The organism is Mesorhizobium sp. P160219 (assembly GCF_057786095.1).
The window spans coordinates 2,055,834-2,070,120 of record NZ_JBYNWG010000001.1 but is presented as its reverse complement, the minus strand read 5'-3'; the positions used below and the strand labels follow the sequence as shown (position 1 = coordinate 2,070,120).

The following is a 14,287-nucleotide window of genomic DNA, read 5'->3' as shown; positions in this document are numbered from 1 at the left end:
GCTCGAGCCCTGCCTGTCGGATCATGGTTGTCGGCGACAGCTCCCTTCGACCTGAACCACCCGTTCACCCGAATTCTGCCGGCGCAGTTCCAGTGGAAAGGGCCTGGGCTAGACGGCTCTCTTGTTACCCCAGAGCACAACGTGCAGCTGCGGTAGCACGCGGGCCTCGAACCATCTGTCGCGGGTCACGCTGTCAACCAGCCACTCCATGCGCTTCAATATTCCGTCAAGGTCGACAGGCGCGTCATCATTTGTGGGGTGTGGCGGCGTGTGATTGCCGGGCTGCAGATAGATCGGAAGTTGCGGAAATTGCGCAGCGGCGTCTTTCGCGTAGGTGTAGTCCCTTTCGTCGAAAACAATGAGCTTGAGCACGACTTGGGGCTTGCCTTGTGCCGCCTGGAGGCACGCCTCGACAGCGGCCCAATCTGTCGTCATTTGGCTTGACGGCGGCTTTGGGCTGAGGATCAGCACGTCAAGCTGCGCAAACCAGTCCCTGGCAAGCGACCCTTGGGTTTCCAGCGCAAAACGGTAACCGTCACCATGGCCCCGGTCGATGAGCGCGCCGAGCGGCTGGATGGCCGGATTGCCGCCTGATAGCGACACCATCAGCGGGCGGCCACCGGAAAGGGCAAGCACATTTTTCCACACCGCGCCAACGGACATCATCTCCCATTCATGGCGGAATTGATTGTCCACAGCATGGAGGCTGTCGCACCAGGAACAGCGATAGTCACACCCGCCGGTTCTGACGAAGATCGTCGGCAAACCTATGAGCACGCCCTCGCCCTGGATCGTCGGCCCGAAAATCTCGCTAACGCGGATTGCGGGATGAGTATTCGTCATGGCCGGTATTCCGCCCAGGTTTTCGGCGTTTCGCTCACCCGCACGGCCGCGGTTTCGCTCAGGCGTGCCTTGCACCAGTCGTAGAAATGTCTGGCCAGATATTCCGCCGTGACTTGCTCGTGTCCCAGCACGTCGTTGAGATGCCGGTGGTCGAAGCTCTCGTCGATGTAGCGTTTGAATGGCGCCAAGTCGTGGTAGTCGCGCACGAAGCCGTGATCGTCCAGTCCATCCGCTGAAAGCTCCACTTCGACGATGTAGTTATGTCCGTGCAGGCGCGCGCATTGGTGATCGGGTGGCAATGAGGTGAGCTGATGCGAGGCTGAGAAGTGGAATTCCTTGGTGATGCGGAACATTACGCGGTAGTCCTTCGCAGCGCTCCGAGCCAGAAGTCGGAGTCCTCATACTCGGTTGGGTCCGGGTGCCCAGCGATGTGAAACGCCTCACGCCGCTCGACGCAGGTCCCGCACCTCCCGCAATGACGCTCGGCGCCCTTGTAACAGGACCAGGTCTGCGCAAACGGCGTGCCGTATGTGGCTCCATCCGTAACAATGTCCGCCTTCGTCAGGTTCACATAGGGTGCATAAAGGCGAATCTGCGCGTAGCCGTCGAGCGCGTGGTCCTGCATCATCTGGAAAGCGTCGATGAAGGCCGGACGGCAATCGGGATAGACAACGTGATCCCCACCATGCACGGCCGTCGCCACTGCGTCAGCGTCTTGCGCTGCGGCGAGGCCGAAGGCAATGGCCAACATGATGGCGTTCCGGTTGGGCACCACCGTTATCTTCATAGTGTCTTCGGCATAGTGCCCGTCGGGCACGTCCACATTGTCGGTCAGCGCGGAGCCGGAAAGGCCGCCGCCGATCTCGTGGATATCGATGATTCGCTGCGGGACACTCAGGCGCTCCGCGCAGAGGGTGGCGAAGCCCAATTCCTTCCTATGCCGTTGGCCGTAATCGAACGATAGCAGGCCGGTAAGCTGGTGCTCCGCTGCCACCTTGTGGGCAAGAGTAACGGAATCCAATCCGCCGGAGCAGACGACGAGAGTCTTCATCGTTGGGTCCTTGTTTTAACCGGGTAGGCTGCGACCGGAGATTTCTCTGCGCTCCAGTACTTCAGGAAAACCATTTTGTGAAGTGAACGGAGACCAGTTCGTGCGCTTGCGTGCGATGCGCAAAAAGCCCTCGCGGTGAGCTGCAAGGACACAGACTGGCGAGACGTCACCCTTCAGCGGAATGCTCAAAGTCGAACGCTTCTCGGGGACAAAGTTCTCGACGAGCAGAGCCTGGCGGTCCCGAGCGCCGAGCGACGCCATTGCAACGGTTTCGGGGTAGAAAGCCGAGATGGGCTTGCCGCAAACAGCTCACTTACCAGGGATGTTCAGCGATGCCGAAATCCAGATATCGGGATGGATTATGAGGTCAATTGTCGCGACAGCTTTGGCTGGCCTGCTCCTCGCGTTTCGTAGATGCAGCGCATTCCACTTCAGGATCATTTTGATGAGCGCGCCCTCGATGGATGACCGGCGAACCCTGAATAACCGGTCGTGAGCCGACATCTGTGAACAAGCGGTGTGGTCGATTGCAATCACCCATGTCTTGCGCACAGGTACCTTATGGCAGTGGATGAACTGAACTTGATGGTTTTACAGATGGCAGTCGAAAGCGTCCGCTCGCTCTCGTTGAGCTTCGCTGAAAAAGCCGCCGAGATAGCCACCAGGAGCCGCGGCAGCCTGCTTTTCAACGTGCGGATCGACGGTGACGCGCAGGTCCAGCGGGTCGCAGCCATCCGATATCACGGCGGCCAATTCGGCGTGCTGGCGTTAGACGGACACGGCCTAGTTACCCACTATTGCATCGTTAACGGTATGTTCTCACATTACATTGCGGCCTTGGAGAGCTGGCACAGGATGCCCCTGTCGATGCAGGCCAAGATGGATGCCAACGGCAATGCCCGTCTCTTCGTAGCGGCGTTGCGGGATGCCGGACATATGCTGGGCACCTAGCATTTGGCAGAGTGCATCTCTGAATTTGCAAGTGCATCACTGCGATGGCGCCGGCATGATCGTCATGCTCGAAAAGGGCTGCGGCGGCCGCGGCAAAGCGGTCGCCGCGATGATGGTGTCAACGGCGTTGCATCGATGCGAGCGTTTAGAACAGAGGTCTCCTCCTGGCATCGAGCGCATGCAAGGAGCTACGCAAGCGCAAATGTATCAAGTATTTTGAAGGGACGACCCCTCATGCATACTTAGCTGCGATGCTCGGGCGGCATAAGCCTCGTTGCCATCTAGCCGCCTTGATGCACGGCGATAAGCTTTTGACGGCCTGAAGCGACGCTGTGGTCGCCGTTGCGGTGCTTTTCCACGCGCCTCGTCAGGCGCCGGGATTGCTCCGGCGTGATGGCAGGCGGGGGACGAAGCGGATATCGCCACCGTGGGCGCCGACCTCGACCCGCGCGATGATGCGCTCGACGCGGCTCCAACTAGCGGCGCCGTCAACGAACTTCTTGAACCTGCGGACCTTGCCTGTCTTGGCCGACGCTTCGAAGCGCGCGGTCGTGCTGGCCTCCAGATCCGCGACATGCTTGCGCAGGGTCGGGGTGGGCGCGAGGCCAAAGATGAAGTCGACGTCGTTGGCGCGGCACCAGTCGATGACCTGGGTTGCAATAATGGCTATCGCCGCGGAGCAGGATTCGAATGTTCGGCCAGTTGATCCGGATCGCCCGCACCAGACGGCGCAGGTGGGGGCGGATCTCAGCCCCACTCGGCCGCTTGGCCGGTCGCAGGATCGCGCTGACGAACCGTCCCGCACCATCGAACACGACGATCGGCTGGAAGCCGTACTCGTATGGTGGGCATTGAACAGGCGAAGCTGTTGGCCTCCGTGCACAGCGTCGAAGGTGTCGTCAATGTCGAGTACGATCCGCTTCGGCACTTGCCGGAACGAGGCGCAATAGAGATCGACCATCGCCCGTCCCATCGCGACCAGCTCCCGCACCTCGGGTAGGTTCTCCAGCCGGCACAGCGTCGATTGCGACGCCAGATCCCGACCCGACGGCAGCGCATCCTGGGCCATCTTGAAGACCGGATCGCGGCGCAGCCGGTTGGCGTCGTTGCCGTCCTCGTAGCCGGCGGCGATCATCTTCATGCGAAAGTCGATCATGTCCGCCAGGCTGTGGACGACCTGGTCCGGGCAGCGCGGATCGTCGATGCAACGCGCCAGACGCTCGGCCACCCGCAACCGCTTTTCCACCTCGGCCAAGGCCAGAACGCCGCTGTTGGACGACAGCATGCCGCCGTCGAAACGGGCGACGACGGACTAGCCGCCGACTGATGACAAACCGCTCAGCGGCAGCGCAAGATCGTTCATGGTGGGTGTGGTCTCCGGGAAATTTCGGATCGGCTTAAGCAACCAAATCCTACGTCATTTCAACGGGCTTGCGCCACATCCACCAACCCCCATGAATTTGGTTAGGTTGATGCTGCGTGCCGCCGCCGTGAGGCCGCGCTCGCTAAGCAGCGCGTCGAGAACGACGAGAAGATTTCAGATCGAGCCCTTTGAAACGCATGTCTTAGCTATCCATAGCGTGGATGAATTTGATTGAAACAAACGATTTTACCAATTTTCCGGAATGTCGCATGGACCTGGCAGGACCTCACGTGCGCCGATCACTGCCTCTATCGCGTGGCGAGTCCCTTGAGAAGAGCCCGAAAGAGGAAATCTGTTGCGTGCGGTGGAGATTGTACTGGGAATGAGAGGCAGCGCTCCAAATCATGTCGAACTCTCCGACGAATGGCGACCGGTACATAGTTGATCGCAACTGGTCCGGAGCTATGAAACATCTCGATTACATATGAGGTGCCGAGTGAATACGCTGACAGCACCCACCGTCGCAGCGTTTAGCTGACGTTTGACGACGGTTCCTATCCAATTACACGCAGATTCTTGATGTGCTGGCGCAAAAGCGGGAGGCCGGCGACTTTTCTTCGTCATCGGGCTGACGCCGCAGAAGCCGGAACTCGTCCGGTTCCTATGGGCATTGGGCTTGGTCGGCGCACAGGCTCTATGAGGGGCAATTTTGGCAACGCGACGCGACTCGGGTTTTGAACGACGCCGAAAACGCAAGCTGGAAAGGAACAAGATGGCAGATCAACTCGCCAACGAGATAATCGCAATGATCAAGAAGCGCGCCGCGTCGGAGGGCGGCATAGCGCCTGCCACGGGCGGCGAAATAACGGCTGCCACGGGACTGACTTCGCTCGGTATCGATTCACTGGGATTGGCGGACGTTCTCTGGGACCTGGAGCAGGCCTACGGCATCGAGATCGAGATGAATACGGCCGAGGCATGGTCGGATCTCCAGAATGTTGGGGGCATGGTGGAAGCCGTGCGCAGCTTGCTCCCTACGGGGGTGTGAATGGACAGGCGCGTCGTGATTACTGGGATTGGCGGGATTTGCGGGCTTGGCACCAACGCCGCCGCCATTTGGACAGAGATGCGAGAAGGCCGCTCCGCCATCGGCCCAATCGTCAACTCCGAGTTCCATGAGTTGAGGGTCAGGATCGGTGCCGAGATCAAGGCCCTGCCGGAGCATGACATCGACAGCAAGCAACTCATCTCCATGGACCGCTTCAGCCTGCTCGCTGTGCTTGCGGCGCGCGAAGCCATGCGTCAGGCCGGACTTTCCTCCAAAGAGGGAAATAGCTATCGCTTCGGTGCGGCGGTGGGCGTTGGCGGCTGCGGGTGGGATGCGATCGAGCAAACCTACCGCGCCATCCTTCTGGGCGGTAAGCGTGCCGCTCTCTTGACTGTACCCAAGGCGATGCCGGGTGCCGCTGCCGGCCAGGTCAGCATGAGTCTCGGCCTGCGCGGGCCGGTCTTCGGCGTCACGTCCGCCTGTTCCTCGGCAAACCATGCGATTGCCTGCGCGGTGGACCAGATCAGGCTCGGCCGGGCCGACGTGATGCTTGCCGGCGGCAGCGAAGCGCCGCTCATATGGGGTGTGCTGAAGGCATGGGAAGCGATCCGCGTGCTTTCGCCCGATACTTGCCGGCCATTCTCGGCCGATCGCCAGGGCCTGTCGCTTGGTGAAGGCGCCGGCATGGCGGTGCTGGAAAGCTACGAGCATGCCTTGGCTCGGGGCGCCACCATCCTTGCCGAAATTGCCGGTGTCGGCCTTTCCGCCGATGCGTCCGGCATCGTCGCGCCGACTGTCGAGGGGCCGGAGGCAGCAATGCGGGCCTGCCTTGCCGATGCCAGGCTGGACGCCGAGGATGTCGACTATCTCAACGCGCACGGCACCGGCACCAAGGCCAACGACCAGATCGAGACGGCGGCGATCAAGCGCGTCTTCGGTCAGCACGCCTTCTCAATGTCCATTTCTTCTACCAAGTCCATGCACGCGCATTGCCTCGGCGCGTCCGGCGCGCTCGAGTTGATCGCCTGCGTGATGGCTATCCGCGAGAGCGTCGTCCCGCCGACTGCCAATTATCGTGAGCTGGACCCCGATTGCGATCTCGACGTCACGCCCAATGTGGCACGCGAGCGCAAGGTGCGCGTGGCACTGAGCAACTCCTTCGCCTTTGGCGGCACGAACGCGGTTCTGGCGTTCAGGCAGGTGTAGAAGCCATGAAAGATGCTTCCGGCAACATTATCTCTCGCATCCAGATGCTTGCCGGGATAACCTTGTGAAGGGCGGGTCATTGACCGCCTCGGCGAATGCGGGAAGTGGCAGCGGAAGCTCGAGGATCCGGGGGTATCGTCTTTGCGAAATTCTTAACTGTTGAACCGGCTTGGACGTACCGCCGCCCCGTAAAAGGTAAGCGAGGCCATGCGGGCTCGGCTTGAGGGTCTGAAGCTGTACACGACAATGTCTGGAAGCCGCAGGGTCGGCTCTGCGCCCGTTATAGTCGCCTGAGTGCTGCCGGCCCGGCCGCGCCGCGGGCGCCGTCAATGAGCTCCTTGAACATGCGGACCTTGCCTCTCTTGGCCGACGCTTCCAGGCGTGCTGTCGTGCTGGCCTCCAGATCCGCCACATGCTTGCGCAGGGTCGTGGTGGGCGCGAGGCCAAAGATGAAGTCGACGCGCAGCACCAGTCGATGACCTGGGTTGCAATAATGGCTATCCCCGCGGAGCAGGATTCGAATGTTCGGCCAGTTGATCCGGATCGCCCGCACCAGACGGCGCAGGTGGGGGCGGATCTCAGCCCCACTCGGCCGCTTGGCCGGTCGCAGGATCGCGCTGACGAACCGTCCCGCACCATCGAACACGACGATCGGCTGGAAGCCGTACTCGTATGGTGGGCATTGAACAGGCGAAGCTGTTGGCCTCCGTGCACAGCGTCGAAGGTGTCGTCAATGTCGAGTACGATCCGCTTCGGCACTTGCCGGAACGAGGCGCAATAGAGATCGACCATCGCCCGTCCCATCGCGACCAGCTCCCGCACCTCGGGTAGGTTCTCCAGCCGGCACAGCGTCGATTGCGACGCCAGATCCCGACCCGACGGCAGCGCATCCTGGGCCATCTTGAAGACCGGATCGCGGCGCAGCCGGTTGGCGTCGTTGCCGTCCTCGTAGCCGGCGCCGATCATCTTCATGCGAAAGCCGATCATGTCCGCCAGGCTGTGGACGACCTGGTCCGGGCAGCACGGATCGTCGATGCAACGCGCCAGACGCTCGGCCACCCGCAACCGCTTTTCCACCTCGGCCAAGGCCAGAACGCCGCTGTTGGACGACAGCATGCCGCCGTCGAAACGGGCGACCACGGACTAGCCGCCGACTGATGACAAACCGCTCAGCGGCAGCGCAAGATCGTTCATGGCGGGTGTGGTCTCCGGGAAATTTCGGATCGGCTTAAGCAACCAAATCCTACGTCATTTCAACGGACTTGCGCCACATCCACCAACCTCCATGAATTTTTCAGGCTAGCAGAGAGGGTGCTTGCGGTGCACTCACTGACACGAGATCGCAAATGGAGGCGCGTGACCACCAGAACTGGCGACACCCATGGTGGTCCGCTGGACCCGCAGGAGGAACCACAAGGTGTCAGCGGGCAGAGCGCAAGCGAGTGGCTACTTCGATCTTTCTAGAAGCGCGCCGGCAGCCTGGGCGGGGGCTTGGGGGTCAGACTGCCGGCGCACGCCACTCACGAAGAGCGGCCCCTTTTCGTGGTTCGAACGCCCATAGTCAACCGGAAACGTCAGGATGCCCGCCATGTTACTTTCAGAGCGGCGCGACTTCGCCATGGTGGACGATTCAGCCTAGGACTAGCCACTCTCGTAGGCCGAGTTGATGCTCAAGCCAGCATTGCCTCGCCGAACTAGGAAGAGTTCGCCGTTAGTCCTTCGTCGCGAGCCGATGCCGTCGTGCACGTTTCGTAGCACTCCGGGCGGCTATATCGCTTTGTTGTTCGGCGAGCTGCGCCAGAAGGGATCGCATCAAATCGAATCAAGCGTCGACATCAGCCGCAAGCTTCACATCACAACAGCTAGTCCACCCATTGCAGATCATCCGACTGTTCAGGCGGCGTCCGAAATGTCCAACTCCGACTCAAGAATTCCCACAGGTATGGAAAGCGATTTCGCTATCCGATCCCGATAGCCCTTGCTGTACCTCAGACCTCGCTCGATGTTTTGGATTTCCTCAGCGGCCAGCCCGCACGCGACGGCCAGGTCGTCGATCGAATATCCAAGGTGCTCGCGATAAGCGCGGACGATGTGGGTTCCCTGGGACATAGCCGTCAAGACTGGTTCGGGAATGCGCGAATCCTTCATAAACATCTCCAAGAACTGGGAGCTCCCTCAGAGATTCCTCCCGAGGCGCACACCTAGCAAATATAAAAAATGGTCGTCCATTCGGCCGAACCGGCCTCATGCATGGGATGGGCCGCTGAATTGGCCGGGCCGGAATATGGCGGCTCACCTGCTTCTGATCAAGTATCAAGACTGCCCGTGCTGAGAGCCTGGTCGGCGTAGCGCATGCGACCTGCGATCCTTCGTGGACCATTCTCGCCGATGGCTTTCTTGAACAGCAACTCGAACTTTCGGCACGGACACTGCTTCCTTCGGCAATCTCCACCGGCGAGGCAGCGAAGGACCCGCTCGTAACCGCTACCGAGTTTCACAATTGCAGCAAACAATGGTCATCTGGTTTCATCCGGGCTTCGGATCCAGACAAGGGGTACCGCTTTCCTGGAGGCGCATCGCCACCTGTACAGGTTCACAATCATTCGACCGTGACCGATTTTGCGAGATTGCGCGGCTGGTCTACATCCGTCCCCATGAAGAGCGCCGTGTGGTAGGCTAGAAGCTGTATCGGGAGCGAGAAGATCATTGGCGCGATAATCTCGTCGACAACCGGCAGCACGAGCGTGTGCATGGTTTCGAGTTTCGATACGGCTGCCCCTTTTTCATCGGTGATGAGGATAATCCGCCCTCCACGGGCAGCCACTTCCTGCATGTTGGAAACGGTCTTGTCGAAAAGACGGTCATGGGGCGCGATGACGATCACTGGCATGTTCTCGTCTATCAAGGCGATCGGCCCGTGCTTCAATTCACCCGCTGCATAGCCCTCGGCATGGATGTAGGAAATCTCCTTGAGCTTCAGCGCACCTTCCATCGCTAGCGGGAAGCTGGTGCCACGGCCGAGATACAGGACGTCACGACACTTTGACAGTTCGCGCGACAAGAACTCGATTTCCGGCTGGATGCACTCGAGTACGTGGCCCATCACGCGCGGCAATTCGGCGAGGCTCCTGACGAGCGCCTGCAGCTCGTCTTCGGGGACGGTCCCGCGGGCTCTGGCCGCGCCGATGGCGAGTGCTGCTAGAACGGCAAGCTGGCAGGTAAAAGCCTTGGTAGAGGCGACGCCGATCTCCGGTCCGGCAAGGATCGGGAAAACCGTATCGGCCTCCCGAGCGATGGTCGATTCGCAGGCATTGACGATAGCGCCAATTTTCAGCCCACGCTCCTTGCAGTACCTCAATGACGCAAGCGTATCGGCGGTTTCGCCGGACTGCGAGATGAAAAGAGCCGCCGACTGCGGCGGCAACGGGATCTCGCGGTAACGGAATTCGGACGCAACGTCGATTTCAACCGTCAGGCGCGCATAGCGCTCGAACCAGTATTTTCCGATCAGTCCGGCGAAATAGGCGGTCCCGCAGGCAGAGATCGCCAAGCTCGGGACCTTGGCGAAATCAATGCCAGGAACCATGTCGCGACTGTCTATGATGTTAATGTAATGACGGAGAGCATGGGCGATGACCTCGGGCTGCTCGTAAATCTCCTTCTCCATGAAGTGGCGATGGTTGCCCTTGTTGGCCAGATCGGCCGCGGCCGTGGAGATATGGCGCGGACGCTCGACGGGACGGCCGTCGACATCGAAGATATGGGCGCCCGAATTGCCGACAACGGCCCAGTCGCCGTCGATGAGATAGGTAATTTCATTGGTGAAGGGAGCAAGGGCGATCGCGTCGGAGCCCAGGAACATCTCGCCGTCGCCGTGACCGATCGCGAGCGGTGGTCCGTTGCGCGCCGCCGTGATGGTCGACGGTTCATCTTCGAAGAGGATGGCAAGCGCATAAGCGCCCTTGACGCGTTTCAGCATGGCACGCGTGGCCTCTTGCGGCCTCATGCCCTCTCGGCGGTATCTTGCCAAGAGATGCCCAACGACCTCGGTGTCGGTGTCGGTCTGGAACTCGGCGCCATCCGCCGCCAATTCGTCCTTCAGCTCGGTGAAATTCTCGATGATGCCGTTATGGACTACGGCGACACCGTCGCTAAAGTGCGGGTGCGCATTGCGTTCGGTCGAGGCCCCGTGGGTTGCCCAACGCGTGTGGCCGATGCCGACGTTGCCGCTCAGCGGCTCTTCCTTCAGTCGCGTCTGGAGATTGACGAGCTTGCCCTCGGCGCGCCGGCGGTGCAAGGCACCCTCGATGATCGTCGCAACGCCGGCGGAATCATAGCCGCGATATTCCAAACCCTTCAACGCGCCGATCAACCGATCCGACACCGGCTGTTGCCCAACGATGCCAACAATCCCGCACATGTTCGTCTCCGCATCTTTGCGGGCAGCACCAGCCCACGCGAGACGGATACCCGTCCGGCCGCTTTAAGTGGCGGCCTTGTAGTAGAATTCCATAATATTGGTAAAATTGATTGTTGTGATAACTACCATCCACCCGATGGATAGGTCGGCCGCTGTGGAGCCACGACCCAAACTTCTATTCGCGCCTGACGCTCTTATGAGGATCGCAAACTCACACCCGCGGCAGGATCACGGCCTCGGAAAGGCCAGGAGGCCTTAGACGGTGGACGGACGACGGGCCTGCGACCCCTTGTCAGGCAGTCGGCATCTAGGAGCATGGTGCCGCCGACTTGGGCATCGGCGATGGTCTGTCTTGGCGACGGCCTGAGTTCGCTTCAGGACCGTCGTCGTCTCGCGCGGCTGCCGGTGTCAGTTGACGATAACAAATGTCCGCCGGGGGCGAGCGCCTCGCGCACGGCACGTGCCAGCCGCGGTCGGTCCGGGACGCCGTCGAGGCGTTGGCCGTGAAGACTCGACGGGGCGTGACACCAGAGTAGCGAGTTCGTAGCGCGTAGCCGGCGACGAATTCGCAATTGGTCGCGCCGGCGCCGGTCAGCCGGCGCTGCGCGGCCTCCAGTTGGTCGGCGTAGTGCGACGACATGGCGGGCGATCGTGGCGATCGGCACAGCCGCCCCGCAACAGAGGTCGACCACCTCCATGCCCGGCTTCAGCCCGGTTGTCGCAAGCGCCATCTTCGCTGCGGTCGCGCTTGTCATGCTGCTCTTTCCTGGCCTTTGCAAGAACACGAACCTCGGCTTCGGTCGGAATGGCAATGTGGCGAAGGGCGACCCGATCTGCGTCAAGCTCATCGCCAAGGAAGAGGCGAATGATGGGCAGCCCCACTACCGCCTGATCACCACCGGCGGCCGCCGATGTTCCCAGCATTCGCGTTCCAAGGTCGGTATGTCGTGCTCCTCGCTGGCATAGCCGAGGCAGAAATAGCCGATCAGCGTCCATTCGGGCGGCGTGTCGAGAATTTCGGCCATCTCGGTCGCATCGAGGATCGACACCCAGCCCATGCCGATGCCCTCCGCCCGCGCCGCCACCCACAGTGTGTGCACTGCCATGACGGCCGAATAGTCGATGGTCGCCGCCATGGTCATGCGACCGAGCCCATGGCCTTGCCGGGTCGTGCGGTCGGCGAAGACCGCGAACTGACAGGGCGCCTCGTCGAGCCCGGCAAGCTTCAGCCGGGCATAGAGTGCGGCGCGCTCTCCCGAAAAGCGCGTGAGCGCCTCGGCATTGCAGCGCTCGAAGCAGTCTCTCACGGCAGTGCGCCGCTTGAGGCTGTCGACGACTACGAAGCGCCAGGGCTGGCTGAGGCCAACGGAGGGCGCAGTGCTGGCGAGCTCGAGCAGGCGTTCCAGCGTACCCTCCGGCAGAGCCGTCGGCTCGAAGCGCCGCACATCCCTGCGCCAGCGCAGCAGCGTGATCAGCCCGGAGCGAAAATCGTCGGTGAAATCTGGAGGTGACGGCATGGCGGTCTCGTTAGGTATGTATTGGACACTAGGGAGTACAGTGTGGACAGCCTACTGCCCATTGCCAAGCTGGCTTGTTGCGTCCGACAATCGCGTCATGCGGCCCCAACCGCAAACGATAGAAAAATGTTTCCTGGTGGGCGGCGCTATTACGATGCAATCGACCAAGCCCGTTTCGATCAGCTCGCACGGCGGTGAATCGCGTACCAGGCCGTTGATAGATGCGCCATTGACACTCAGGCGCACCCGTATCGCTCACCAGGCCTCGGAATGCGGAGAACGTCGGCCTGGAACGCGGAGACTGCGACAGGCGTCTCAGCTTGCATATACTCGTCCTGCCGCACCGCCTGCAACTCAGTTTGCTTCCGACCACGTCGGCCTCGACGTCCCCGAAGATTCCCCAGGTCATTCGGCCGATACCATCGTCTGACATCATAGCGCCGCAGCGGACAGCACCAGCTGCCCAGTTTCATTTGGGGCATCGCTGAGCTTCCAGTCGCCACCGCAATTTCGTCTTCCACCAGCGTCAGGCCTGACCCAAATTGCAGCTCATCCCTCTCACAGTCAATTCGCGCTTGAATTATCTGTTCTACTTTCGTTCACTGTTCGGACGACACATTAGAAAGAGCTGGAATGGAATCTATCATCAGCCCCTCGATAGCCGCCAAAGGTGGCCGCTGTTCAAGCCCGCCGAAAAGATTGGATGCCGTTCACAAGGAGAGAGCATCAGTGGGACCATGCCGGCACCATGGATGGGCTGGTGCCGTCATGAAGTTGGAGGGCGACTTGCCTCCTCTAGCCGTTTTCGCAACCTATTCCGTCGCCGTCTCGGTCAAGATCATAGATATCGGTGCCTACGACAGAGACCGGCCCGTGTACGTATGCGGGACCATTGCCCTTTCCGGAGGAACAGTCGACATCGCTGGCGATTGGAACACAGGCGCCTGTGTAGTTAGGGTCGCAGGATTCTTGGCCATGAGCGCTGCTGATGAAGGACGCCAGACCCAGAGCGACCGCGCCTAGACGATGAAACCGCATCAAACACCCGCCAGCTAACACCCAAGAAATCTTAGCGGGCGTTTTAGCTCCATGCAATATTAGCGCTGGCTTGGGCGCCTATATATCACCACCAAGCTCCAAAGAGATAAGTTATTGCCCCACTGCAATGATCAAGATCGCGTTGAGGGCGCACGATGGCGGGCTACTTGATTTCGGTTTGGCAGATGCGTGGCCAAAGACCGACGCGTGCTGCCAGGCATATGCATCTTCGGCGGGGTTTGACTTTTGATATTGCTAGGCAGGAAGGTCGCTAGCCGTACAGACCAGCTTATTACCGAGGTCGAGAATCCTAGTACCGATCGCTGGTAGTGCATCCACAGCAGTCTGATTTGACAGCCGTCGTCGAGCCGGAGTTCGCATCGCCCTCTGCGGTGAGGCCTCCGTAAGCGTCTGCGACGACCGACAGAGTCGACAAGCACGCGCTTCGTTCAGCGCCCCGAGGTGATCATGGCTGAAAGCGGCCCTACAAGGGCGGCCGATAGTAGCCTTCAAGGCCTACAAGAGGCAAACGCTGTGGAATCGTGTGCAGGGCGAGGTCGGCGGCCCGGTCCCGAAGGAGCATAAGAAGAACAAGGCCGAATGGCTGAAGCCGGGACTGGTCCGCCGGTCACGAGGTCGGAGGGCGAAGAGAAGCTGCGCCTCGCGAGGCTACGGATTTCTGGGAGGATAACCAAAGAGCGCGGCCAGTCTTAGGTATATTGTACGATTGTTACCCAAGCGGCGGCCGCATGGACTCTCATCATCTTGGAACTACATTGCCAGAATGGCACAGCTCTTTGAATCCGCCCCAATGAGCGCTTCATTTCAGATGATCGTGGACCACTATGAG

At 60.6% G+C, this 14,287-nt stretch carries 11 protein-coding genes and 4 pseudogenes; 4 read left to right on the top strand and 11 right to left on the bottom strand.

What is annotated here, in order from left to right; all coding sequences use genetic code 11:
• Positions 1-108: 108 nt before the first annotated feature.
• The 4 genes from queE to AC3EMP_RS10000 are packed head-to-tail and all read right to left on the bottom strand — an operon-like array spanning position 109 to position 2,155.
• The gene (queE, locus tag AC3EMP_RS10015) at positions 109-843 is read right to left on the bottom strand and encodes a 7-carboxy-7-deazaguanine synthase QueE (protein ID WP_023713158.1); all 735 of its coding nucleotides are present in this window, start codon (positions 841-843) and stop codon (positions 109-111) included.
• Complete coding sequence (queD, locus tag AC3EMP_RS10010) at positions 840-1,196, bottom strand: 6-carboxytetrahydropterin synthase QueD (RefSeq protein ID WP_023673552.1); 357 nt, start codon at positions 1,194-1,196, stop codon at positions 840-842. Before queD ends, queE begins: the two co-directional genes overlap by 4 nt.
• Positions 1,196-1,894 carry a 7-cyano-7-deazaguanine synthase QueC gene (gene queC, locus AC3EMP_RS10005; RefSeq protein ID WP_352515443.1) on the bottom strand — a complete coding sequence of 233 codons (699 nt, stop codon included), beginning with the start codon at positions 1,892-1,894 and terminating at the stop codon, positions 1,196-1,198. The genes queD and queC overlap by 1 nt, the downstream gene beginning before the upstream one ends.
• Positions 1,895-1,909: 15 nt before the next feature.
• Positions 1,910-2,155, bottom strand: a complete 246-nt coding sequence (locus AC3EMP_RS10000; RefSeq protein WP_352544213.1) for a hypothetical protein — start codon at positions 2,153-2,155, stop codon at positions 1,910-1,912.
• A 300-nt stretch (positions 2,156-2,455) separates the two neighbouring features.
• On the opposite strand from AC3EMP_RS10000, the gene AC3EMP_RS09995 reads away from it, so the two are divergent.
• Complete coding sequence (locus tag AC3EMP_RS09995; RefSeq protein ID WP_023673549.1) at positions 2,456-2,845, top strand: hypothetical protein; 390 nt, start codon at positions 2,456-2,458, stop codon at positions 2,843-2,845.
• Positions 2,846-2,900: 55 nt separating this feature from the next.
• Positions 2,901-3,065: a hypothetical protein gene (locus AC3EMP_RS09990; protein ID WP_023685557.1), complete on the top strand. Its 165-nt coding sequence runs from the start codon at positions 2,901-2,903 to the stop codon at positions 3,063-3,065.
• 186 nt (positions 3,066-3,251) lie between these two features.
• On the opposite strand, the pseudogene AC3EMP_RS09985 reads toward AC3EMP_RS09990, so the two are convergent.
• Together AC3EMP_RS09985 and AC3EMP_RS09980 are read right to left on the bottom strand one after the other, a co-directional pair.
• Positions 3,252-4,208 (bottom strand): annotated as a pseudogene (locus tag AC3EMP_RS09985) (IS1380 family transposase); the annotation flags it as partial.
• 96 nt (positions 4,209-4,304) lie between these two features.
• A pseudogene (locus AC3EMP_RS09980) lies at positions 4,305-4,407 on the bottom strand (LysR family transcriptional regulator); the annotation flags it as partial.
• A 573-nt stretch (positions 4,408-4,980) separates the two neighbouring features.
• Here AC3EMP_RS09980 and AC3EMP_RS09975 point away from each other — a divergent pair.
• Positions 4,981-5,256, top strand: a complete 276-nt coding sequence (locus AC3EMP_RS09975) for an acyl carrier protein (protein ID WP_023673543.1) — start codon at positions 4,981-4,983, stop codon at positions 5,254-5,256.
• Entirely contained in the window at positions 5,257-6,462 is a 1,206-nt protein-coding gene (locus tag AC3EMP_RS09970; RefSeq protein ID WP_031196279.1) for a beta-ketoacyl-[acyl-carrier-protein] synthase family protein, read from the top strand.
• On the opposite strand, the pseudogene AC3EMP_RS09965 reads toward AC3EMP_RS09970, so the two are convergent.
• The 5 genes and pseudogenes from AC3EMP_RS09965 to bluB form a co-directional block, all read right to left on the bottom strand.
• Positions 6,449-6,613, bottom strand: a pseudogene (locus tag AC3EMP_RS09965) (LysR family transcriptional regulator); the annotation flags it as partial. The gene AC3EMP_RS09970 and the pseudogene AC3EMP_RS09965 overlap by 14 nt on opposite strands.
• Before the next feature lie 168 nt (positions 6,614-6,781).
• Positions 6,782-7,602: pseudogene (locus AC3EMP_RS09960) on the bottom strand (IS1380 family transposase); the annotation flags it as partial.
• 753 nt (positions 7,603-8,355) lie between these two features.
• Positions 8,356-8,610 carry a helix-turn-helix domain-containing protein gene (locus tag AC3EMP_RS09955; protein ID WP_031197535.1) on the bottom strand — a complete coding sequence of 85 codons (255 nt, stop codon included), beginning with the start codon at positions 8,608-8,610 and terminating at the stop codon, positions 8,356-8,358.
• A 451-nt stretch (positions 8,611-9,061) separates the two neighbouring features.
• The gene (gene glmS, locus AC3EMP_RS09950; RefSeq protein ID WP_352498951.1) at positions 9,062-10,882 is read right to left on the bottom strand and encodes a glutamine--fructose-6-phosphate transaminase (isomerizing); all 1,821 of its coding nucleotides are present in this window, start codon (positions 10,880-10,882) and stop codon (positions 9,062-9,064) included.
• Between the two features lie 881 nt (positions 10,883-11,763).
• Positions 11,764-12,399 (bottom strand): 5,6-dimethylbenzimidazole synthase, encoded by a 636-nt coding sequence (bluB, locus tag AC3EMP_RS09945; protein WP_023690605.1) that lies wholly within the window; start codon positions 12,397-12,399, stop codon positions 11,764-11,766.
• Between the last annotated feature and the right edge of the window lie 1,888 nt (positions 12,400-14,287).

Bases quoted from the DNA above. Each gene is read 5' to 3' on its own strand.
- queE (WP_023713158.1), bottom strand. From the start codon at position 843: ATGACGAATACTCATCCCGCAATCCGCGTTAGCGAGATTTTCGGGCCG.
- queD (WP_023673552.1), bottom strand. From the start codon at position 1,196: ATGTTCCGCATCACCAAGGAATTCCACTTCTCAGCCTCGCATCAGCTC.
- queC (WP_352515443.1), bottom strand. From the start codon at position 1,894: ATGAAGACTCTCGTCGTCTGCTCCGGCGGATTGGATTCCGTTACTCTT.
- AC3EMP_RS10000 (WP_352544213.1), bottom strand. From the start codon at position 2,155: ATGGCGTCGCTCGGCGCTCGGGACCGCCAGGCTCTGCTCGTCGAGAAC.
- AC3EMP_RS09995 (WP_023673549.1), top strand. From the start codon at position 2,456: ATGGCAGTGGATGAACTGAACTTGATGGTTTTACAGATGGCAGTCGAA.
- AC3EMP_RS09990 (WP_023685557.1), top strand. From the start codon at position 2,901: ATGATCGTCATGCTCGAAAAGGGCTGCGGCGGCCGCGGCAAAGCGGTC.
- AC3EMP_RS09975 (WP_023673543.1), top strand. From the start codon at position 4,981: ATGGCAGATCAACTCGCCAACGAGATAATCGCAATGATCAAGAAGCGC.
- AC3EMP_RS09970 (WP_031196279.1), top strand. From the start codon at position 5,257: ATGGACAGGCGCGTCGTGATTACTGGGATTGGCGGGATTTGCGGGCTT.
- AC3EMP_RS09955 (WP_031197535.1), bottom strand. From the start codon at position 8,610: ATGAAGGATTCGCGCATTCCCGAACCAGTCTTGACGGCTATGTCCCAG.
- glmS (WP_352498951.1), bottom strand. From the start codon at position 10,882: ATGTGCGGGATTGTTGGCATCGTTGGGCAACAGCCGGTGTCGGATCGG.
- bluB (WP_023690605.1), bottom strand. From the start codon at position 12,399: ATGCCGTCACCTCCAGATTTCACCGACGATTTTCGCTCCGGGCTGATC.